Below are 22,114 nucleotides of genomic sequence, written 5' to 3' on the forward strand. Positions count from 1 at the left end.
GGATGGGCACCGCTCAGGCCGGCTCGTCGGGAATCTGCAGGCTTTCCAGCCTGGCGATGCAGTCCTTCAGCTGCAGCTTGCGCCGCTTCAGGCGCTTGGACTCCAGCTCGTCCTCGCCGTTGGCGGCCATGCGGGTGATCTGTTCATCCAGCAGGCGGTGCTCGGCGCGCAGGGCGACGAGGCGCTCGACGATCTCGGCGGGGCTGTAGGTGTCCACAGCCTCCGAGCATACACAGCGATGATGACCGCCGGGAGAGGGGAATCCCGATCCCCGGCCGGGGCGGCTCCGAGCCGTTAGAATGGAACCCATGAGTGCCGTGATTTCCCTTCCCGATCCCCCACCGCGCGCCGCCCGCGATCCGCGCGTGGCCGAGCGCGAGCAGCACAAGCTGGCCAAGCGCCTGCGCCGCCAGGTCGGCGAGGCGATTGCCGACTTCGGCATGATCGAGGCCGGCGACAAGGTCATGGTGTGCCTGTCCGGCGGCAAGGACAGCTACACCCTGCTGGACGTGCTGCTGCAGCTGCAGAAGAAGGCGCCGGTGCCGTTCGAGCTGGTGGCGGTGAACCTGGACCAGAAGCAGCCGGACTTCCCCGAGCACGTGCTGCCGGAATACCTGGCAGGCCTGGGCGTGCCGTACCACATCATCGAGCAGGACACCTATTCGGTGGTCAGCCGGGTCATCCCGGAAGGCAAGACCATGTGTTCGCTGTGCTCGCGCCTGCGTCGTGGCGCGCTGTACAACTACGCCGAGACCCACGGCTTCACCAAGATCGCGCTGGGCCACCACCGCGACGACATGGTGGCCACGTTCTTCATGAACCTGTTCCACCACGCCAAGCTGTCGGGCATGCCGCCGAAGCTGCGCAGCGACGACGGCAGGCACGTGGTGATCCGGCCGCTGGCCTACGTGCGCGAGAGTGACATCGTCGAGTACGCGCAGGCACGCCGGTTCCCGATCATTCCCTGCAACCTGTGCGGCAGCCAGGAGAACCTGCAGCGCCGCCAGGTCGGCCTGATGCTGAAGCAATGGGAAAAGGACCACCCGGGCCGCATCGAGCAGATCGCGCGCGCCATGGGTGAAGTCCGGCCCTCGCAGCTGGCCGACACCACCCTGTTCGACTTCATGGCGCTGGGCCGTCGCGACGACGCGCCGCTGCCCGACGCCCATGCCTGGCTGGCCGGCTCCCCGGCCGACGCCGACGCAGATCCCGAGACGCCCACCGTTTAAGGTCGGGCGCCCTTCCTCTTCGCCATCCGGAATTCCATGTTCTTTCGCAACCTGACGTTCTTCCGTTTCCCGACCACCACCGATTTTTCCGAAGTCGACACCCTGCTGCCGCACGCCCTGCTGAAGCCGGTCGGCGCGCTGGAAATGAATTCGCGCGGCTTCATCTCGCCGTTCGGCCGCGAGGAGAAGGAACTGCTCTCCCACCGCATCGCCGAACACCTGTGGCTGACCGTGGGCGGCGAGGACAAGATCCTGCCGGCGGCGGTGGTCAACGACCTGCTCGAGCGCAAGCTGGAGGAGATCGAGGAGAAGGAAGGCCGCCGCCCGGGTGGCCGCGAGCGCAAGCGGATGAAGGACGACCTGCTGCATGAACTGCTGCCGCGCGCCTTCGTGAAGTCCTCGCGCAATGATGCCTTCATCGACCTGCAGCACGGCTACGTGGCGGTGGATACCTCCAGCCGCAAGACCGGCGAGTACTTCATGTCCGACATCCGCGGCCTGCTCGGCAGCTTCCCGGCGATGCCGCTGAACGCCGAAGTCGCACCGCGTTCGATCCTGACCGGCTGGATCGCCGGCGAGCCGCTGCCGACCGGGCTGAGCCTGGGCGAAGAGTGCGAGATGAAGGATCCGGTGGAAGGCGGCGCCGTGGTCAAGTGCCAGCACCAGGAACTGCGCTGCGACGAGATCGACAAGCACCTGGACGCCGGCAAGCAGGTGACCAAGCTGGCGCTGATCTTCGAGGACAACCTGTCCTTCGTGATCGGCGACGACCTGATCGTGCGCAAGCTGAAGTTCCTCGACGGCGCACTGGACCAGCTGGAGCATGCCGACGAAGACGGCCGCCGCGCCGAGTTCGACGCCCGCTTCGCCCTGCAGAGCGCCGAGATCCGCCGCCTGTTCCTGTTGCTGGAAGAAGCGTTCAAGCTCAGCAAGGCTGACTGAACAGGCACCCTGTGGGCCGCCGGTCATCCGGCGGCCCGAAGCAGCGCTATGCTGGGCGCATGAGCCGTCTGCTGCGCCGCCTGATCAGCCCGACCCCGCCCGCTACCGTGCAGCGCGACACCGTTCGCCTGCGCCTGGAGGATGCCGAGATCGAGGTGCTGCGCGTGCGCGATCCGCGCGCGCGCCGGATCAAGCTGAGCGTGGACGAGCGCGGCGCACGGTTGACGCTGCCGCCGCGGGCCAGCCTGGTGATGGGCGAGCGATTCCTGGAACAGCACCGCGACTGGTTGGCGCTGCAGCTGCGCCAGTACCAGAGCCAGGGCCTGCCCGCCCCGTTGCAGCCGGGCGAGGACGGCGTGCTGCCACTGCGCGGCGACCTGTTGCCGCTGCGCTGGCAGGAAGGCCGCTATGCGCGGCTGGAAATCGACGAACACGGCGCCTGCGTGCAGTGGCCGACCCGTGCCGGCGATGCCACCCTGCGCCGCCTGCTGCGCGAGTTCTACGAAGCACAGACCCGCGCCGATGTCGGCCGCTGGCTGCCGAAGTACCTGCCCACCCTGCCACGTGCACCCAGCCGCCTGCGGCTGAAGGTGATGTCTTCGCAGTGGGGCTCGCTGGCGCCGGACGGCAGCATGGCACTGGACCTGGCACTGGTGCTGGGGCGCCCTGAAGCATTCGAGTATGTGCTGGTGCACGAACTCTGCCACCTGATCCAGCCGAATCATTCGCCCGCGTTCTGGTACGAAGTGGAACAACGTTTCCCCGCGTGGCGCGAGCAGCGCGACTACTTCCAGCTGGAAGGGCGCAGGCTGAAGGCGATGCTTCGCCAGCTGCTGTAGAGCCGAGCCGATGCTCGGCTGACGCGCGTGGCGCGGATATCCAGCCCTCGCGATCGACAGCAGCCGAGCATGGCTCGGCTCTACAAAAGCGCGCGCAGCGCGCGACCCGCTCCTGCTCTTCCTTCTTTCTTCCGTGATGGGCACACAGGAAACTGTCCGTGGCCGGGCGGGGTGGGTTGCGCAGGGGCGTGAGCCGCATGGATGCGGCGACCGAGCTTGCAAGGACGTACTTGCAGCGACCCCTGCGCAATCCACCCCGCCCGGCAGAGCACGGCTTCTGATTTGAACGACCCACCACGAGCGGCTCAGCCGTTGGCCGAAACCCTCACCCCGCCCGCAACGCCGCCGCTGCCGCCCAGCGTGCCGCCACCCGCGGCGCCGTGATGCACACCGCCTGGTCGGTCACCGTCGTCACCGCGCGCTCCAGCAGCTGGATATCGGCCTCGTGCTGGCGTGCCACATGCGGGTCCTCGAAGAAGATCGCGCGCTGGCAGCGCCCCTCCAGCACCCGGTCGGCAATCTGTGCATCGCCGCCCATCGGGCCGCTCTGGTAACGCGTCACCCACGGCGTATCGCTGGGCCAACCCCGGCTCCAGGCCAGCTCGTTCAAGCGCTGCCCGGTGGTGCCCGTCGCAACGCGTTGGCCAAACCGGGCCAGCACATCGAAGTGTTCATCGGCGAAGGCCAGCATCGCCGGCTTCATCGCATCATGCGCGATCAGCGCCAGCGTCTGCCCCTGGAAGGCATGCAGGTCGTCGGCACCGGTGTCGGCAGCCAGCCCGGCGTGGATGCGCTCCACCTCGATCCAGTCGCGTGCAGTGGCCACGGTTGAAATGAACGGCTTGCCGTGGATCACGCACTGCCGCTTGAGCGCGGTTGCTTCCGGAAACACCGAGGACGGATCGACCGGGTCGATCAGGTAGATCGCACCGTCCAGTGTCCGCTCCGGCCCCATGCCGACCACTTCGGCCACCAGCTTCATCAGGCCTCCCTCGCGCCCGTAGGGATACCGGTGCAGGCCGCCGTAGCCGGCCAGGAATCCCTGCCGTTCGATCGCATCGTGGGTGCGCCCGACCGCATGCAGTGACACCCCCAGTTCGCGCAGGCCTGCCTCGCTGGCACGCAGCCAGCGGAACAGCGCCGCGCGCGCATCGTGGTGATGGAGACGGTTGGCAGCCAGGCCGATACGCATCGAGCGCTCCGTAGGACGGGTAGAAGCGGCAGTGTATGTCGGCATTCGCCGATGCGGATGCTTTTCCAATTTTTCTCATTGTCGCGGAAGCCTGCCTCGCTAGCGTGGCTGGCAGCGGTACCGCTGCGCGGCCGTGGTTCCTGCCCGCGAAATGAGGACGTCTACCGTGAATGTCGCCGGCCGCCGCGCCGTCGCCGCCGTCATGGCATCGCTGTTGCTGCCCGGCATCGCCGCTGCATCCGGTTGTACGGGCCCCCTGCAGGTGGCATGGCGCTCCGACCGGGCGCCCCTGTCATACAGCCAGCAGGGCGAGGTTGCTGGACTGGCCGCGGATTACCTGCCGCTGCTGGGCATGCAGGCGGCGCAGCATGCGAAGCCGTTGCCTGCGACGGTACTTACCGAGGGAGCACTGCCGGCCGGCACCCAGGTGCTGCTGGGCTGGCCGCGCGCACAGCTGCCGACAGGCTGGGTGGCCAGCAGGGCCTACCTGGAGGTGCCGCAGGTGATCGTGCGGCGCGAGGGCGCCGCTGCGGTGCTGGGGCTGGAGGGCCTGCGTGGCCGCAGCGTGGCCAGCCCGGACCGGCTGCCGCTGGAGCCATTGCTGGCCGAGCAGGCCCCGGGGGCGCAGCTGCTGGCCCCTGCGCCGCTGGACCACGCGCTGTCACTGCTGCGTGCCGGGCTGGTCGACGCCGTGGTCGCCAATCTCGCTGAACTGGAGGCCGCGCTCCGCGCGGAGCCAGGCGATGCTGTGGTGATCGCGGCACCCGCGGGCTTCGGCGATGCACTGGTACTCGCGGCCGTGCCGGCCTGTGCCGAGGTGGTCGCTGCTTTCGACCAGCGGCTCCTGCAGGAGAGCGATGCACATCGCGCGTCGAGCCGCAGCGCCTGGCTGCCGGACCGGCCACGCGCGCGGCTCACCGGTTCGGCGCTGCGCTGGCTGGTGCCGGCGTCGCTGATCCTGCTCGCGCTCGTGCTGCTGCATGCCTTCGGCTACTGGCGCGTGCATCGCGAGAGCGTGCGTCGCCGCGTGCTGGAGCAGCGGTTGCACGACGTCACCGCGAACCTGCCGGCGGTGGTCTACCAGGCCCGCCGTTCGGCAACCGGCCACTACAGCCTGGCGCAGATCGCCGGTGACGTGCAGGCGTTGTTCGGCGTAAGCGTGGAGACTGCGCGGATCGACCATCTGCAACTGCTGGCCGCGGTGCATGCCGACGACCGCAGCCGGGTGATGGCGTGCATCGAAGCGGCCGCGCTGGTGCGCGGTCCCATCGACGTTACGTTCCGCACCCGGTCGGCGCAGGGCTGGCGCTGGGTCCGCTCGCAGGGACGACCGCTGCAGTGCGATGACAGCAGCGTGGAGTGGAGCGGCTACTGGTTGGATGTCAGTGAAGCACAGGCGCGTGCAGTAGCGCTGGCCGAGGCGCGCCGCGCGGCCGAGCAGGCGGCGCTGGCCAAGAGCCATTTCCTGGCGACCATGAGCCACCAGATCCGCACGCCGATGAGTACCCTGCTGGGCATGCTGGAGCGATTGGCTGCCAGTGACCTGGATGCGGGCCAGCGGCAGGTGCTGACCACCGTGGGTGATGCCGCGCAGATGCTGCGGCAGATCCTGGACGATGTGCTGCACAGCCAGCGCCTGCAGCCAGCGCCACTGCAGCTGCGGCCGACCGATCTTGCGGCGCTGGTGCGCGCGGTGCAGCAGCTGTTGATGCCCGTCGCGGCCAGCCGCGGCCTGCACCTGCACAGCGAGATCGACCCCATGCTGCAGCAGTGGTCGCTGGCCGATGGGCTGCGCCTGCGCCAGGTCCTGTTCAACCTGGCCGGTAATGCACTCAAGTTCACTCTGCAGGGAAGCGTGGTGCTGCAGGCCCATGTGCTGCAGCAGCGCGATGGCGGGCAGCGGTTGCGCCTGCAGGTGACCGATACGGGCGTGGGCATCAGCATGGAGCGGCAACAGGCGGTATTCGCTGCCTACGAGCAGGCCGAGACCTCGACCACGCGCCGCTTTGGTGGCAGTGGGCTGGGCCTGTCGATCTGCCGCGAGCTGGCGGCATCGATGGGGGGCCAGCTGCACCTGCGCAGCGCGCCGGGCAAGGGAACCACCGTATGGCTGGAACTGGTGCTGGCGGCCTGTGCGGCACCGACGGTGGTACCGGTGCTCACGACGGCCGTGCAACGGCCGCTGCCGCCGGCGCGGGCACTGGTTGTTGAAGACCATCCGACCAACCTGCAGTTGCTGGTACAGCGCCTGCGCGAGCTGGGGCTGCAGGTACACGCCTGCGACGACGGCCAGCGGGCATGGGAGGCCTGGCAGGCGCAGCCCTTTGATCTGGTCATCACCGACTGCCATATGCCGCACATGGACGGCTTCGCGCTGGCACGGGCGATCCGTGGCGATACCTGTGCCATCCGTGCGCAGGTGCCGATCGTCGCGCTGACTGCCAGTGTGCTGGAACGCACGCGCGAGGCCTGCCGTGATGCGGGCATCGACCATTTCCTGGCCAAGCCGGTGGCGCCGTGCGAACTGCGCGCGCTGCTGGAGGAGCTGCTGTTGCCGGACTCAGTGCGCCAGTAGGCGGACGATGCTGGCTGCGGCATCGCGGCCTTCGGCCACGGCGGTCACCACCAGGTCTGCACCGCGTACCGCGTCGCCACCGGCGAACAGGCGTGGATGCGCGGTCTGGAATGGCAGGCGGTCCTTGCCCCCGGCGACGATGCGGCCGTTGGGCTGGCCTTCCACCCCCAGGTCCGCCAGCCACGCCGGCACGCTCGGCGAGAAGCCGAAGGCGATGATCACCACGTCTGCTTCCAGCAGGGATTCACTGCCTTCGATCGGCACGGCGTTCTGGCGGCCATTGGCATCGGGCTCGCCCAGCCGGGTTTCGACCACGGTCACGCCGATCACTTCATCGTCGGCGCCGGCTTCGATCGACAGCGGCTGGCGGTTGAACAGGAAGCGCACGCCCTCTTCGCGCGCATTGGCCACTTCGCGAGCGCTGCCGGGCATGTTGGCTTCGTCGCGCCGGTAGGCGCAGGTGACCTTGGCCGCGCCGAGGCGCACCGCGCTGCGCACGCAGTCCATGCCGGTATCGCCACCACCGAGCACCACCACCCGCTTGCCGTTGAGGTCGGGCAGGGCGATGGTGTCTTCCCAGCCGGCAATCGGCCGGCCCTTCGGGTCATCGCCGCCGACGATGCGGCTGTTCTGCACCAGGAACGGCAGCGCCGGCAGCACGCCCTTCAGGTCCTGGCCGTCGAGGCCACCATCGGTGTAGCGGTAGGCGCCGGTACCGATGAACACCGCATCGTGGGTGTCCAGCAGCTGCTGCACGCTGAGGTCGCGGCCGATCTCCACGCCGAGGCGGAACTGCACGCCCATGCCCTCCAGCACGTCGCGGCGCCGGTGGATCACGTCCTTGTCCAGCTTGAAGCTGGGAATGCCGAACTGCAGCAGGCCGCCGATCTGCTCGTAGCGGTCATAGACCACCGCGGCAATGCCGGCGCGGGCCAGGCGGTCGGCGCAGGCCAGGCCCGCGGGACCGGCCCCGATCACCGCAACGCTGCGGCCGGTCGGCTGCACCGCGCCCAGATCAGGGCGCCAGCCGCTGGCCAGCGCGGTATCGACGATGTATTTCTCCACCGCACCGATGGTGACCGCACCGAACTCTTCCAGCGTGCAGCTGCCCTCGCACAGGCGATCCTGCGGGCAGACCCGGCCGCACACCTCCGGCAGCGGGTTGGTGCTGTGGCACAGCGTGGCGGCTTCGTGGATGCGGTTCTCCTGCACCAGCTGCAGCCACTGCGGAATGGCGTTGTGCACCGGGCACTTCCAGCTGCAGTACGGGTTGCCGCAGTCCAGGCAGCGGCCCGCCTGGTACTGGGCGTCCTCCTTGCCGAACTTTCCGTACAGCTCGCCCCAGTCGCCGGACGTGCGCAGTTCCACCGGGATGCGCTGCGGCATGGTGCGGGGCAGGTCGAGGAACTGGAAGGCGTGCTTGCGGCTCATGGCGGGCTCTGGAATGCGGGGGGGAACGTTGCCGGCCAGCGGCCGGCACTACCGGAAAACATCACGCGGCGCGTCGCAGGGTTTCGGTCAGCGACTCGATGCTGGCGGCCTTGGGTTTGACCAGCCAGAACTTGCCGATGTAATCGCGGAACTCGTCCAGGATCTGTTGTGCCCAGATGCTGCCGGTCAGCTCGCGATGGCGGCCGATCAGGCGGTGCAGGTGCTGGCGGTAGTTCTCGAAGCCTTCGGCGGACACGCGATGGATGTCGATCAGCTCGTGGTTGTAGCGGTCGACGAAATCACGGTCCACGTCCAGTACGTAGGCCAGGCCGCCGGTGAAGCCGGCGCCGAAGTTCAGCCCGACCTTGCCCAGCACCAGCACCACGCCATCGGTCATGTACTCGCAGCAGTGGTCACCGGCACCTTCGACCACGGCCAGTGCGCCGGAATTGCGCACCGCGAAGCGCTCGCCGGCGCGGCCGGCAGCGAACAGCTCACCGCCGGTGGCACCGTACAGGCAGGTGTTGCCGATGATGGCGGTGCTGCGTGCCTCGAAGCGCGCGCCACGCGGCGGCCGCACCACCAGCCGGCCGCCAGCCATGCCCTTGCCGACGTAATCGTTGGCTTCGCCTTCCACTTCCAGGTGCAGGCCACCGACATTGAAGGCGCCGAAGCTCTGCCCGGCGCTGCCACGGAAGCGCAGTTCCAGCGGTGCCTCGGCCATGCCCTGGTTGCCGTGCGCGCGTGCCACCGCACCCGCCAGGCGGGTACCGATGCTGCGGTCGGTGTTGTGGATCAGGAAGCGATGCTCGCCGCCGCGCTTGTGCTCGATGGCCGGGGCCAGCAGGCCATCCATCTGCGTGGCCAGGCTGTCCGGCGATTCGTACAGGCGCTGCGCGGCGCAGTGGCTGCCCTCGTAGCGGCTGTCGGCCAGCAGGCGCGACAGGTCCACGCGCACGCCGTCGCGCGGCGCGGATTCGATCTGGCGCAGCAGGTCGGTACGGCCGACGATCTCTTCCAGCGAACGCGCGCCCAGGTAGGACAGCCAGCCACGCACTTCTTCGGCCAGCAGCCGGAAGAAGTTCTCCACGCGCTCGGGCTGCCCGGTGAAGTGGTTTTCGCGCAGGCGCTCGTCCTGGGTGGCCACGCCGGTGGCACAGTTGTTGAGGTGGCAGATGCGCAGGTACTTGCAGCCCAGCACGATCATCGGCGCGGTGCCGAAGCCGAAGCTGTCGGCGCCCAGCAATGCGGCCTTGACCACGTCCAGCCCGGTCTTCAGGCCGCCATCGGTCTGCAGCAGGGTACGGCCGCGCAGGTCGTTGGCGAGCAGCGCCTGGTGCGCCTCGGCCACGCCCAGCTCCCACGGCACGCCGGCATAGCGGATCGAGCTGACCGGCGAGGCACCGGTGCCGCCATCATGGCCGGAGATGGTGATCAGATCCGCACCGGCCTTGACCACGCCCGCCGCAATCGTTCCGACGCCGGCATGGCTGACCAGCTTCACCGACACCAGCGCGGTCGGGTTGACCTGCTTGAGGTCGTAGATCAGCTGCGCCAGGTCCTCGATCGAATAGATGTCGTGGTGCGGCGGCGGCGAAATCAGGCCGATGCCCGGGCGCGCATAGCGCAGCCGCGCGATCAGTTCGTTGACCTTGTGCCCGGGCAGCTGGCCACCCTCGCCGGGCTTGGCACCCTGCGCGACCTTGATCTGCAGCACCTCGGCATTGACCAGGTACTCGGCGGTCACGCCGAAGCGCCCGGAGGCCACCTGCTTGATCTTGCTGCGCCTGGCGGTGCCATAGCGTGCGGGGTCTTCACCGCCTTCGCCGGAATTGCTGCGGCCACCCAGGCGATTCATCGCAATCGCCAGCGCTTCATGCGCTTCCGGTGACAGGGCGCCGAGGCTGATCGCCGCGGTATCGAAGCGCGGGAACAGTTCGCTGGCCGGGGCCACTTCATCGAGCGGTGCGGGCGTGGCGGCAGGGACCAGTTCCAGCAGGTCACGCAGTGCCGAGGGCGGGCGCGCATGCACCGCATCGCAGTACTGCTGCCAGGCACGCGGATCGCCGCTGCGCGCCGCGCGCTGCAGGGTGGTGACCACGTCCGGGTTGTACATGTGGTACTCGCCGCCGTGCACGTACTTCAGCAGGCCGCCGACATCCACGTCCTGCTGCGCGTCCCACGCCTGCGCGCACAGCTCGCGCGCGTCGGCATCCAGGCGCGCGAAACCCGCGCCACCGATGCGCGAAGCGGTATCCGGGAAGCACAGATCGACGACCTCTGGTTCCAGGCCGATGATCTCGAACAGCTGCGCGCCGCGGTAGCTGGCCACGGTACAGATGCCCATCTTCGAGATGATCTTCGACAGCCCCTTGTAGACGCCCTTGCGGTAGCGGCGGCCGATCTGCGACTGCTCACCGCCCTTGCTGAGCTTGAGGATGCCGCGGCGGCCCAGGTCGAACAGGGTCTGATAGGCCAGGTACGGATACACCGCCGTGGCGCCGAAGCCGAGCAGGCAGGCCATGTGGTGCGGGTCGCGCGCGGTGCCGGTCTCGACGATGAGATTCACGTCGCAGCGCAGGCCCAGCCGCGAGAGGTGGTGGTGGATGGCGCTGGTGGCCAGCAGCGCATGCACCATCGGCCGCCCGGCCACCGGGTAGCGGTCGGACAGCAGCAGCATCACCATGCCGTCGCGCGCGGCCTGTTCGGCCTCGGCGCAGATGCGCTCGATGCCGGCACGCAGGCCCTCGTCTTCGCTGTAGGACAGGTCGAGCAGGCGGTTGGCCTGCACGTACTGCTCCATCTTCAGCAGCTGGCGCAGCTTGCGCTGGCTGAGCACCGGCGAATTGAGGATGACGTGGTTCACCGTCTCCGGACCGGCATGGAAGATGTTGGTCTCCTTGCCGAGCTGGGTGGACAGGGACATCGCGCAGTCTTCGCGCAGCGGATCGATCGGCGGGTTGGTGACCTGCGCGAAGGCCTGGCGGAAATAGTCGTACAGCGGGCGGCTGCGCTGGCTCAGCACCGCCATCGGCGTGTCGTCGCCCATCGAGCCGGTGGCTTCCTGCTCGGTCTCGGCCAGCGGCCGCAGCACCTGCTCCACTTCCTCGCTGCTGAGCTGGTACAGCTTGTGGTAGCTGCGCAGGGTGGCTTCGTCGAACGGCTCTTCCACCAGCGACGGGTCGATCAGTTCGGTCTGCAGGTAGGTCACGCCCTGCTGCAGCCACTGCTTGTAGGGCGCGCGGCCGCGGTTGATGCGGTCGACCGCATCGGAGTCGAGCAGGTCGCCGCGCTTGAGGTCGATCGCGATCATTTCGCCGGGGCCGAGCTTGCCCTTGCGTACCACCCGCTCGGTGGGCACTTCCCACACGCCCGCTTCAGAGGCAACCAGGAAGTGGCGGTCGGCGGTCAGCATCCAGCGTGCCGGGCGCAGGCCGTTGCGGTCGAGGGTGCAGACGGCGTAGCGGCTGTCGCAGGCAACGATGCCGGCCGGGCCATCCCACGGCTCGCTGTTCAGGCCGTGGAACTCGTAGAACGCGGCCAGGTCCGGGTCCTTGAACTCCAGCGACTGGGTGGCCGGCGGCACCAGGATGCGCAGCGCCTGGATCAGCTCCATGCCACCGGCGACCATCAGTTCCAGCATGTTGTCCAGGCTCTGCGAGTCCGAGCCGTGCATGGAGATCACCGGGTCGAATTCGGCGATGTCGAAGCGCGGCGTCTTCCACACCTTGCTGCGCGCCTGGGCCCAGCGGCGGTTGCCTTCGATGGTGTTGATCTCGCCATTGTGGGCGAGCATCCGGAACGGGTGGGCAAGCGGCCAGCGCGGCAGCGTGTTGGTCGAGAAGCGCTGGTGGAACACGATCGCGCTGGAGGCCAGTTCGCGCCGCTGCAGGTCCGGATAGAAGCGGCTGAGCTTGTCCGGCAGCACCATGCCCTTGTAGCTGATCGCATCGGGGGTGAGGGTGGTGACGTAGAAATCAGCGTGATCGCGCAGCTGCTGCTCGCTGCGGCGACGGGCCAGGAACAGCGCCAGCGCGAAGCCGGCATCGTCCTGGCCGACACCGGCATCGACGAACACCTGTTCGATGCGCGGCAGGGTATCGCGCGCCAGCTGGCCGCAGACGCTGTCATCGGTGGGTACCTCGCGCCAGCCGGCGACCTTGCAGCCGACCGCTTCCACCTGCGCCTGCAGCTGGGTGCGGCAGGCGTCGGCGGCCTCGGTGTCGTGCGGCAGGAACACCAGGCCGGCAGCGAAGCGCGCGGCGGTGGTGATGCCGGCTTCGCTGGCCAGCAGTTTCAGGAATGCATCGGGGCGGCGCAGCAGCAGGCCACAGCCATCGCCGGTCAGGCCATCGGCGGCGACGCCGCCACGGTGGGTCATGCGTGAAAGCGCGGCGATGGCGGTATCAACCAACAGGCGCGAAGGTTGATCGTCGAGCTGGGCGACCATGCCAAATCCACAGGCATCGCGCTCGGAGCGCGGGTCGTAAAGCCCTTGGCGGTTGCGGGGGGCCATCTCTACCTCGATGCGTATAGGGTTGGCGGCGACACTCGTCCCCGCTCATTCCCTGGAGCGCATCGTGAGGCCACCGGATGCCTCGACTAGATCACAGGTTGCTGCAGCGCCGCAATACACGGTTGCAGGTGCAACAGAACGCGCCGGCAACCCCGTGCCGGCGCGGGGTCGGCCTCAGCCGCAGCGCACGCCGCTGACCAGGCCCTTGTCGTCCACTTCGATGTTCAGGCGGTCGCCGAGGAATTCCATCGTGGCCACGTCGTTGGGCTTCATGACGCGCAGCTGGTGGGCACCGGCATCTTCCTGCGCCTGCTTGCCCAGCGCGTCGGCGTAGGCCTGGCCGACCAGGCTCTGCACCTGGCTGGCATCGCAGGTGCCGACCGGCGGTGCCTCGGTGGCCTTGCCGGCTTCGTCGGCCGGTGCCTTGGCGGCTTCGGCAGCCTGCTGGGCATGGGCCGTGGCCGAATCCTGTTCATCCAGCGCCGGTGCCTGGCAGGCGGTCAGGGCCAGCGCGGCCGGCAGCAGCAGGGCGGAGAGCGAACGGGCGCGAATCGGGAACGACATCATGACTCCGGAAGGGATTGTGAAAGCCCGAGCATAGCGGCGAACCGATCCTCACGTGTTTGTCTTGTGTTATCGACAGGATCGCGGCAGCGCGGCAGCGACACTGCACGCATGCCGACCCCCTCTACCCCCGAACGACAGGCCGCGCGCGCTGCGGGCCTGCGCTATGTCGATGACACCCAGCCGGGCATCAGCCGGCGCCGCGCCGGCAAGGGCTTCAGCTACCGCGATGCCGATGGCCATGCGGTGCGCGATGCCGCCACCCTGCAGCGCATCCGCGCGCTGGCGATTCCACCGGCCTATACCGCCGTATGGATCTGCGCCCACGCCAATGGCCATCTGCAGGCCACCGGCCGCGATGCCCGCGGGCGCAAGCAGTACCGCTACCACGCCGATTGGGCCGCAGTGCGCGACGCCGGCAAGTTCGACCGGGTGATCGCCTTTGGTGAAGCACTGCCCGCGCTGCGGCGCCGGCTCAGCCGCGATCTCAAGCACAGCGGCTTCCCCCGCGAAAAGGTGCTGGCGGTCGTGGTCGCGCTGCTGGCCGACACCCTGGTGCGGGTAGGCAATGAGTCCTATGCCAAGGAAAACAGATCCTTTGGCCTGACCACGCTGCGCAACCGGCACCTCGACCTGCTGCGCGGCGGGCGCGTACGGATGCGCTTCCGCGGCAAATCCGGGCAGCTGCACGAAGTGACGGTAGGTGACCGCCGGCTGGGCACGCTGGTGCGCGGCGTGCAGCAGTTGCCGGGCCAGGCGTTGTTCCAGTATCGCGACGACGACGGTGCCATCCAGCCGGTCGACTCCGGTGCGGTCAACGATTACCTGCGCGAGGTGATGGGCGAGGAATTCACCGCCAAGGATTTCCGCACCTGGGGCGGCACCCTGGCCGCGGTGCAAGCGTTCGCGGCCACCGAGTTGCCCGAACCGGCCAGCCAGCGTGCGCTGGCCAAGGTACAGCGTGAGGTGGTGTGCAAGGTGGCGACCCAGTTGGGCAATACGCCTGCGGTGTGCCGCAAGGCCTACATCGACCCCTGCGTGTTCGCCGGCTGGGAGCGCGGTGAACTGGCGGAACTGGCCGGCCTGCGTGGGCCGCGCCAGTGGGAGCAGGCCACCCTGCGCGTGCTGCGCAGGGCGCGCCGGCTCAGCCGCAGACGTCAGCCGCAATAGATCGCGGTGATGTTGTTGGTGCGGCCTTTCTCGATGGTCAGGCGGTCACCGCCTTCGTGTGCCGGCGGCACGCGCGGGCCGTCATGGCGCAGCACCTGCACGTGCAGGCTGTCGCTGTCCACGCGCGCGCGCTCGACGGTTGCGGCGGAGGCGGCCAGGCCGAGCGCACCACGCACCCTGTCGCTGTGGCACTGGCCGGAAATCACGCCGTCGATCGGCTGCACCTGGGCCACCGGCGTACTGCTGCAGGCGGCGAGGGCGAGACAGACGGCGGCGGTGGCGATGGCATGCTTCATGGAAGGATTCCTTGGTGTGGTTGCGTGCAGCGTGCGACGGCGCACGTGGTGGCGGAATGAACACCGTGCACATCGTGGATACGGTGCGCTCACCCCCGCCAACAGCCTGGGTGGAGACACTGCAGTCGCGGCGGATGCCGCCCCCGGTACTGCGGCGCATGCGCCCGGTAGTGCCGGCCGCTGGCCGGCGATCCCATTCCCCCCCCGAGGAGACCTGCATGGCCACCACCCGAAAGACCCCCGCCCGCCGCAAAGCCTCACCCAAGGTGCGCAAAGGCAGCACCGCGACCCAGACCGCTGCCGATCCCGCTCGCCCGCGGGTGGTGAAGACCGCAACCCGCAAGGCGGCGGCTGGTGATCCCCGCGCCGCCCGCGTTGCCGCCCGGCAGCGGCGCCTGCAGGACCAGGAAAAGGCCAAGGACGCCCGCGCAGCCAAGAAGGCCACGAAAAAGACCGCGACCCAGGCCGGCGCACGCCGCCAGCCGGAGGCCATGCCGGCCCAGCAGCTGGCAAAGCCGGGGCGCGAACACGAACTGGAGCTGGCACCGCGCTTCCTCGCGCCGGACTACACCGGCAGCGGCAAGCTGCAGGGCATGCGCGCGATCGTCACTGGCGGTGATTCCGGCATCGGCCGTGCTGTGGCCGTGCTGTTCGCACGCGAAGGCGCCGATGTGGCGGTCCTGCACCTGGACGAGGCCGAAGATGCCGACATTACCCGCCAGCACGTGGAGCGCGAAGGTGGCCGCTGTGTGGTGATCGCCGGTGACGTGCGCGACCCGCGCTTCTGCAACAAGGCGGTCAAGCAGGTGGCCAAGGCCTTCGGTGGCATCGACATCCTGGTCAACAACGCCGCGTTCCAGCTGCACTGCGAGCGGCTGGAGGATCTGGAAGACGCGCACCTGCAGGAGACGCTGCAGACCAACATCGGCGGCTACATCCAGATGGCGCGTGCGGTACTGCCGCATCTGGGCGAGGGGGCCAGCATCATCAACACCGGCTCGGAAACCGGACTCTTCGGCAGCAAGGCGCTGATCGACTACTCGGCCACCAAGGGCGCGATCCATGCGTTCACCAAGGCCCTGGCCAGCCAGCTGCTGCCGCGCGGCATCCGGGTCAACTGCGTGGCGCCGGGGCCGGTATGGACGCCGCTGAACCCGGCCGACAAGCAGGCCGGGGATGTCGCCGAGTTCGGAAAGGACAGCGACATGGGCCGGCCTGCACAGCCTGAAGAGCTGTCACCGGCGTATGTGTTCCTGGCCTCGCCGGTCTGTGCAAGCTACATCAGCGGGGCGATCCTGCCGGTGATGGGTGGGCCGCGCGGCTGAGTCGTGACGGTTCCCGCCTGGAGATCCGGCGGCAGCGAAGGTGTGCGGCCTGTCAAAGGCCCCACACCGTGCGATTGGGGTAGGCTGATCCTGTACCGACCATGTTCAAGGACCGACCATGCCCGAAATGGATATCAATGCCGCAGCCAACGAGGTCGTCGCCCTGCTGCGGCGGAACGATGCGCGTGCTGCCGCCACCCGCCTCCAGGCCCTGCACGACGGCCAGAGCGCAGTGGTGCAGGAATCGCTGGATCGCTATATCTCGGCGCGTGCGGCCGCCGAGCTTGAGGGCTTGCGCCGGAACGGGGGCGTGGCCGCAGCGGATGCAGCTACGGTGAATCCGATGCTGGATCGCTTGGGCGAGGCGACGCGCCCGCCGCGGATGCCCGATGCTGCCGAGACAGCGGGATTGAGCCAGGCCCAGCAGTACGACGTTTATGGCAGCATCGTGGCCCAGCGCGGCAACATCGCAGCGAACGATGCAATGGCGACCCAGGACCGCGTGGTGCTGGGGTTGCGCGATGAGAACCGCACGACCGAGGCGCGCGGACGTGGCGTCTACGATGACCGCATCGTGGTGCTGTGGAAGGATGCGCAGGGCCGCGGCCACGTGCGCGAGTTCAACCAGGCCACGACCGAGCCGACCGCCCAGTACGACGGCCATGCCAAGACCGCGCCGCGCAGCCCGGGCTTTGGCAATGTGGCGACGCGTGCCAAGACCGAGGGTGAGGACGTCAACGGCGACCGGGTCAAGGATCTGGGGCGCCTGGGCGAGGGCACCATCGAGATGCGCGCCACCACCCATCCGCGCAATGGCCATCCCGATGAGTTCGCACTGCGTCCTTCGCAGGACGCGATCACTGCGGGCGCCGGACGGGTGGAGCGCGACAGCAATGGCGATGGCTGGTTCGATGCGCGTGATACCCAGGGCGTACAGGACCTCAACGACACCTTCAAGATCCATCGTGGCAGCCGTTCCAACACCGATTCGGCCGGTTGCCAGACCATCGGTGGCGGCGAGTATGACGACTTCGTGTCGACGGTGCGCGGCACGCCTGGGCAGAACCGCTGGCAGTACGTGCTGACCTCGGTTGCACCCGGCCAGACGCGCGAATTGGGGCAGGACGTGCCGCTCGCGGCCAACGAGGACCCCCGTCAGCCGCAGCATCGCGATCATGCCCTGCAGCAGCAGATCAGTACGCGCCTGCAGGCCCTGGGCGGACGCTACGCCGAGCATGCCGAGGACTACAGCCTGGTGATGCTGCGCGAAGCGAAGGCCGCAGGCATCACCCGGGTCGACCAGATCGTGGCCAGCAATCCCAGCGCCGGCCGTGCGGCTGGCGAGACACTGTTCCTGGTGCAAGGCAGCCCGGGCGATCCTGCGGCGCTGCGCGCAGGGGTCAATGCGGCCGAGGTGCGCGAGACCGCGGTGGAATCCAGCCTGCGCCAGCTGCAGCAGCAATCGCGCGAACAGGCTGCACCTGCGCCCGCGCCGGCACAGCAGCAGGACGCGCCGGCGATGGGAGGGCGTTGATCGATGATCCGATCGCAGTTGACGCCGAGCGTTCCATTGATGCTGCTGCTGGCCTGCAGTGCCTGCGCGCCCGCTGGAGAGCGCGTCGCGCCGGTGGCGCCCACTGCCAGCTCGGCCGCGAAACCGGAGGCCCTGCCTGCGCAGACCCTTCCCACGGATCGCGGACTGCCCGCATTGCCGAAGGCTTCCGGCAGCGGCCATCCCGGCGGCCGCTACGCTACGCTGCCCGAACCTGCCAGGCAGGTGCTGGCGCAGTTGAAGTGCAACGTGGAGAGCGCCAGCAAGGTGCAGGTGCTCTCCATTCCCGCGCAGGATGGCCAGCAGGATTTGATGGTTACTGATCGCAGCGGGCCGCGTTTCCGCTATTGGATGCGGTCGTTCTCCGGCAGTGGCGGTACCACCGGCTATCTGGTGCAGCTGCAGGGCTGCCCGGCAACCACCACGGGCATGCGCGCCTACATCGCACAGGGAGCCGCACCGCTGCAGGATGTCACCGCATCCATCCTGGCGCAGGCCGGATTGCCCGATGCGGCGACCATGACGGCCTACCAGGACAAGGGCGCGGGCGATCTGTTCGCCTTCATCGGCGTGCTGGACAAAGTGCCAGTGCTGCGCTGGGTGGCCGAAGCCGACCCCGAACAGCCACTGGCCGCCGATGCACGCAGCTTCGACCATGGCAATGCCATCCACGGCGGATTCCTGCACTGGAACCAGGATCACTTCGAAGTGGCCAGGGCCGTTCCCGCCGCGCTATGGCCCTGCGATGACAGCCCGTTGCTGCCGTGCAAGGCCGACCCGTTCGTGACGGGGCGTTGAGGCATCGCGCACATAGAAGTCGGCAATGCGCGGAATGAACTGCTGCGGATTGGCACCGACAAGATTGGTCAGCACCACGACCGCCACGCCGCGCTCGGGATAGACCACGAAGGCCGAGCGCGCACCGCCGATACCGGCCACCTGAAGGTCGGGCGATGCGCGCAATACCGCCCAGCCACCCGCCCACGGGCCGGCGCGGCCATCAGCGAGGTGCTCTGCGCTCCACATCCGCCGCAGGGCCGTCTCCGGCAGCAAACGGCCTTCGGTCAGTGCGACGAGCCAGCGCGCGGTGTCGTCGGCGGTGGTGAGGATGCCGCCACCGGCCCAGAGCGAAGGCGGTATGTCGTAGAACCAGTGCGACAGGCGGGACGGTGCATCCACAGCATCGGTGGCACGCGGGGCCAGGCTGTACATCGTCGCCGCATCCGGAATCAGGTCGTAGCTGTCGCCGAAGGTGGTGCGGGCCATGCGCGCGCTGCTGAACTGGCGTGTGGCCAGGAAACGTTCGTAGGACATACCGGATTGCTGCGCGATGATCCGTGCCAGCAGGACATAGTTGGTCTGGTTGTAGGCGAAGCGCTGCCCGGGCGCCGCTTCCAGCGGCCGCGCTGTCACCGCCGTCCACGCCTGTGCTTCGGAGCCACCGCCCAGCAGTCCGTTCGCATCAAGGATGTCCGGAAGGCCTGAGGCATGCGCCAGCAACTGGTGTACGCGCACGTCTCTCCATGCTGGCGGAAGATCATCCAGGTAACGCGAGGCCGGCGCGTCCAGATCCAGTCGTCCCTCCTGCGCCAGCTGCGCAGCCGCCACGCCGGTGAATGCCTTGGTGGCCGAGTTGAGCGGGAAGCGGGTGTCGCGCGAGGCACGCACACCGTTCTCGACATTGGCCAGACCGTAGGCCTCGGACAGCACGATCTGCCCGTCCTTGACCACCGCGACCTGCAATCCGGGGATGCGCTGCTCCAGCATGATCTGGCGGATCAGGCGGCGGGTCTGGTCGTTGGCGTGGTCCTGGCTGGAAGCAACGGCGGCGAAGGGCAGTGCACTGATGAGCATGAGCAGGGCACGGAGCATTGGGCGGGACATGTGGAATTCCAGCGGGGCGTTGCAGATCGGATGCAGCGGGCGGGTCAAAGGTTTAGGCGCTCGGTGGTGCCTACCGTTCGTCGGCCCATGACTTCCGGGGGGTTGACTACAGTTGTCGTCACGCAGACAGTGGCGACACGTGTAGTCAAGGGAGTGGTGTCATGCGTGGCAAGACGATCGGGGACCAGGAGCTGGCCCTGCTGCAGTACATCGATGAACATGCGCCGGCCACGGTCGGCGAGGTCGCCAGTGGCTACGGGGAGGCCCGTGGGCTGGCCCGCTCCACCGTGCTGACGATGATGGAGCGACTGCGGGCGAAGGGGTATCTTCAGCGCCAGCAGCAGGACGGTGTCTACCGCTACCAGGCCACGCGTGGCCCGCAGAGCGTGCTGCAGGGCGCGGTGGCGCAGTTCGTCGACAACACCCTGCAGGGCTCGGTGTCGCCGTTCGTGGCCTACCTGTCGCAGCGCCAGCAGGTCAGCGACAACGAGCTGGCCGAACTGGAAGCGCTGGTTGCCCAACTCCAATCGCGCCGCCACGAGGGCTGAGCCATGGACACCACGATGCTGATCCCGATGTTGGAACGGCTGGGCTGGACCAGCCTGCAGACCGTACTGCTGGTGGCCCTGGTGTATGGCGTATGCCGCGCGCTGCCGTCGCTGTCGGCGGCGACCCGCTGCCGCCTGTGGTGGCTGGTCTCGCTGCAGGCTGTGCTCGGCCTGTTCTGGAGCCAGCCGTTGCAGCTGGCCTGGTTGCCGGCGCCGCAGGCGGTGGCGATGAGCGCGACCGATGTGGCCGCCGACATGGTCTACCCGCTGGCCCCGGAGGCCTCGGCACAGCTGTTGGCCGCAATGCCGATGCCCGCCGCGGACGTGCCGGCGGTGGCATGGTGGGCCGTCGCACTGGCCACGCTGTGGATGTCCGGCGTGCTGCTGATGGCCCTGCGTACCTTCGGTGAGTGGCGTCGCTGCCGCGCGCTGCTGGCAGCGGCCTATCCCTGCGAGGACGAGGCGCTGGTGCAGGCCCTGCAGCTGGCCTCCGATGCGCACGGCGTGCGTCCTGCGCCGCGGTTGTGGATGAGCACGCAGGTGGACGCACCGCAACTGGTCGGGCCGTTCCGCCCGGTGCTGCTGCTGCCGGCGGGCGACAACGCCCTGCAGGGCGACGCGCTGGACCTGGCCCTGACCCACGAACTGCAGCACCTGCAGCGGCGTGACCTGCAATGGGGCCTGCTGCCTGCACTGGCCCAGCACCTGTTCTTCTTCCACCCGCTGCTGCGCCTGTCGGTGCGTGAATATGCACAGGCGCGCGAGGAAGCGGTGGATGCAGCGGTGGTTGGCCAGCACGGTGCCAGCCGCCAGGCCTATGGCCGTCTGCTGCTGCAGCTGGGCGTGGCACCGCAGCCGCATCTGGGCGTGGCCAGTGCCGCACCGGATACCACCAGCCTCAAGCGCCGCCTGCTCTCGCTGCAGTCGCGCCGGTCCTGCCCGCGCATCCTGGCGATGGCGTTGACTGCGGTGGTGCTGGTGGTGGGCGTGGCGCCGATGCGGCTGGTCGCAGCGCCGGTGCCGCCGGCACCGCCCGCGCCTCCTGCGGCGCCGAAGGTCGTGCCGCCGCCGCCGCCGAAGGCTCCGAAAGCGCCGCCCGCACCGCCTTCGTCCGCGCGCGTTCCGGCCGTGCCGGTGGCGCCCGCGCCGCCCGCCGAGCCGGCTGATGTCGAGGCGTTGTCAGGTCCGGACGATGCGGATGTGGCGGTCGACGTGGATGCGGATGTCGATGTCGATACCGGCATGCACAGTGAACACACGACCTCCCGCACCACTTCCATCACCACCTACGGCCGCCTGGACCTGGGCAAATCGCCGCCGGAGGCCTTCGTGCTGGTAGATGGCGATTCGACCTTCGCCAACGGCGGCATGGACGACGTGACGGTGGCCCGCAGACAGCTCGGCAAGGGTCCGGCGCTGTGGTTCCGCAAGGGCGACAAGCGCTACGTGGTGCGAGACCCGATGATGATCCAGAGCCTGCAGCGTGCCTACAGCGGCGCGGCGGATCTGGGCCGCCAGCAGAGCGAACTGGGCCGCCAACAGAGTGCGCTGGGTCGCCAGCAGGGCGAACTCGGCAGGCAGATGGGCGAGATGGGCCGCCTGCAGGGCGAGGAGGCGCGCCGCATGGCACTGGCCGCTGCCGAGGCTGCGCGCAGCGCGGTGGCCGCGCATGACATCAACCGCGAAGCGGCGGCAGAAGCGGCGAAGGCGGCGCGGGGCGCGACCAACGATGCGGCCATTGCACGTGAGGCTGCACGTGAGGCTGCTGCAGAGGCACGTCGTGCGATGCAGGAAGTGGACAACGAAACCGCGCGGGCCACCCACACCCGCGGCATGCAGCGCCTGGCCAGCCAGCAGTCTGAACTGGCCAGCCGCCAGGCGGCGCTGGGCAGCCGGCAGGCTGCGTTGGGTGAGCGTCAGGCACGCGTGCATGAGCAGGCGTCGCGGCAGGCGCAGCAGGTGATCGCACGCGCACTGGCCAGCGGCAAGGCCGAGCGACTCTGACTGGTAGTGCCGGCCGCTGGCCGGCAATGTGGGGTGCCGGCCAGTGG

Annotated in this window: 17 protein-coding genes; 10 read left to right on the forward strand and 7 right to left on the reverse strand. The window is 68.8% G+C overall.

The features are described from left to right. Positions 1–13: 13 nt before the first annotated feature. Positions 14–217: a YdcH family protein gene (locus tag AC5P8F_RS16795; protein WP_032962381.1), complete on the reverse strand. Its 204-nt coding sequence runs from the start codon at positions 215–217 to the stop codon at positions 14–16. Between the two features lie 91 nt (positions 218–308). Here AC5P8F_RS16795 and ttcA point away from each other — a divergent pair, with 91 nt between their 5' ends. From ttcA to AC5P8F_RS16810, 3 genes are read left to right on the forward strand one after another with little or no spacing between them, the layout of a single operon-like run. Continuing rightward, a complete protein-coding gene (gene ttcA, locus AC5P8F_RS16800; protein WP_032962383.1) occupies positions 309–1,229 on the forward strand; it encodes a tRNA 2-thiocytidine(32) synthetase TtcA in 921 nt (306 codons plus the stop codon). Positions 1,230–1,265: 36 nt separating this feature from the next. Further along, on the forward strand, positions 1,266–2,171 hold the full coding sequence (locus tag AC5P8F_RS16805) for a recombination-associated protein RdgC (protein WP_005411825.1): 906 nt from the start codon (positions 1,266–1,268) through the stop codon (positions 2,169–2,171). A 59-nt stretch (positions 2,172–2,230) separates the two neighbouring features. Continuing rightward, positions 2,231–3,010: a M48 family metallopeptidase gene (locus tag AC5P8F_RS16810; RefSeq protein WP_111205511.1), complete on the forward strand. Its 780-nt coding sequence runs from the start codon at positions 2,231–2,233 to the stop codon at positions 3,008–3,010. 325 nt (positions 3,011–3,335) lie between these two features. Here the strand turns inward: AC5P8F_RS16810 and AC5P8F_RS16815 are convergent, their stop codons facing one another. Further along, the gene (locus AC5P8F_RS16815; RefSeq protein ID WP_014035467.1) at positions 3,336–4,202 is read right to left on the reverse strand and encodes a methylglyoxal synthase; all 867 of its coding nucleotides are present in this window, start codon (positions 4,200–4,202) and stop codon (positions 3,336–3,338) included. Between the two features lie 166 nt (positions 4,203–4,368). On the opposite strand from AC5P8F_RS16815, the gene AC5P8F_RS16820 reads away from it, so the two are divergent. After that, a complete protein-coding gene (locus tag AC5P8F_RS16820) occupies positions 4,369–6,777 on the forward strand; it encodes an ATP-binding protein (protein WP_495228613.1) in 2,409 nt (802 codons plus the stop codon). On the opposite strand, the gene AC5P8F_RS16825 is transcribed toward AC5P8F_RS16820, so the two are convergent. From AC5P8F_RS16825 to AC5P8F_RS16835, 3 genes are all read right to left on the reverse strand, one after another. After that, a complete protein-coding gene (locus AC5P8F_RS16825; RefSeq protein ID WP_032962391.1) occupies positions 6,763–8,208 on the reverse strand; it encodes an FAD-dependent oxidoreductase in 1,446 nt (481 codons plus the stop codon). The genes AC5P8F_RS16820 and AC5P8F_RS16825 overlap by 15 nt on opposite strands. A gap of 61 nt (positions 8,209–8,269) precedes the next feature. Beyond that, positions 8,270–12,724: a glutamate synthase large subunit gene (gene gltB, locus AC5P8F_RS16830; protein WP_069118198.1), complete on the reverse strand. Its 4,455-nt coding sequence runs from the start codon at positions 12,722–12,724 to the stop codon at positions 8,270–8,272. Positions 12,725–12,898: 174 nt separating this feature from the next. Then, positions 12,899–13,288 carry an I78 family peptidase inhibitor gene (locus tag AC5P8F_RS16835; protein WP_197574336.1) on the reverse strand — a complete coding sequence of 130 codons (390 nt, stop codon included), beginning with the start codon at positions 13,286–13,288 and terminating at the stop codon, positions 12,899–12,901. A gap of 111 nt (positions 13,289–13,399) precedes the next feature. On the opposite strand from AC5P8F_RS16835, the gene AC5P8F_RS16840 reads away from it, so the two are divergent. Further along, positions 13,400–14,458, forward strand: a complete 1,059-nt coding sequence (locus AC5P8F_RS16840) for a DNA topoisomerase IB (protein WP_014645460.1) — start codon at positions 13,400–13,402, stop codon at positions 14,456–14,458. Here the strand turns inward: AC5P8F_RS16840 and AC5P8F_RS16845 are convergent. Continuing rightward, positions 14,446–14,754, reverse strand: coding sequence for a hypothetical protein (locus AC5P8F_RS16845; protein WP_014645461.1), 309 nt, complete (start codon positions 14,752–14,754; stop codon positions 14,446–14,448). The two genes, AC5P8F_RS16840 and AC5P8F_RS16845, sit on opposite strands and share 13 nt — an antisense overlap. Before the next feature lie 218 nt (positions 14,755–14,972). Between AC5P8F_RS16845 and AC5P8F_RS16850 the strand changes: the two genes are divergently transcribed. The 3 genes from AC5P8F_RS16850 to AC5P8F_RS16860 all read left to right on the forward strand — a co-directional run bounded on the left by AC5P8F_RS16850 (position 14,973) and on the right by AC5P8F_RS16860 (position 18,429). After that, entirely contained in the window at positions 14,973–16,079 is a 1,107-nt protein-coding gene (locus tag AC5P8F_RS16850; protein ID WP_075075919.1) for an SDR family oxidoreductase, read from the forward strand. A gap of 118 nt (positions 16,080–16,197) precedes the next feature. Beyond that, positions 16,198–17,613 (forward strand): XVIPCD domain-containing protein, encoded by a 1,416-nt coding sequence (locus tag AC5P8F_RS16855; protein ID WP_053495445.1) that lies wholly within the window; start codon positions 16,198–16,200, stop codon positions 17,611–17,613. A gap of 3 nt (positions 17,614–17,616) precedes the next feature. After that, positions 17,617–18,429: a hypothetical protein gene (locus AC5P8F_RS16860; protein WP_329768351.1), complete on the forward strand. Its 813-nt coding sequence runs from the start codon at positions 17,617–17,619 to the stop codon at positions 18,427–18,429. Here the strand turns inward: AC5P8F_RS16860 and AC5P8F_RS16865 are convergent. Then, complete coding sequence (locus tag AC5P8F_RS16865) at positions 18,364–19,485, reverse strand: serine hydrolase domain-containing protein (protein WP_329768360.1); 1,122 nt, start codon at positions 19,483–19,485, stop codon at positions 18,364–18,366. The two genes, AC5P8F_RS16860 and AC5P8F_RS16865, sit on opposite strands and share 66 nt — an antisense overlap. A gap of 191 nt (positions 19,486–19,676) precedes the next feature. Here AC5P8F_RS16865 and AC5P8F_RS16870 point away from each other — a divergent pair, with 191 nt between their 5' ends. Further along, a complete protein-coding gene (locus tag AC5P8F_RS16870; RefSeq protein WP_014645465.1) occupies positions 19,677–20,063 on the forward strand; it encodes a BlaI/MecI/CopY family transcriptional regulator in 387 nt (128 codons plus the stop codon). A 3-nt stretch (positions 20,064–20,066) separates the two neighbouring features. Continuing rightward, positions 20,067–22,067, forward strand: a complete 2,001-nt coding sequence (locus AC5P8F_RS16875) for a M56 family metallopeptidase (RefSeq protein WP_046427723.1) — start codon at positions 20,067–20,069, stop codon at positions 22,065–22,067. Positions 22,068–22,114: the final 47 nt, after the last annotated feature.

It is taken from the genome of Stenotrophomonas sp. YJH_SMC_69 (genome assembly GCF_059370495.1).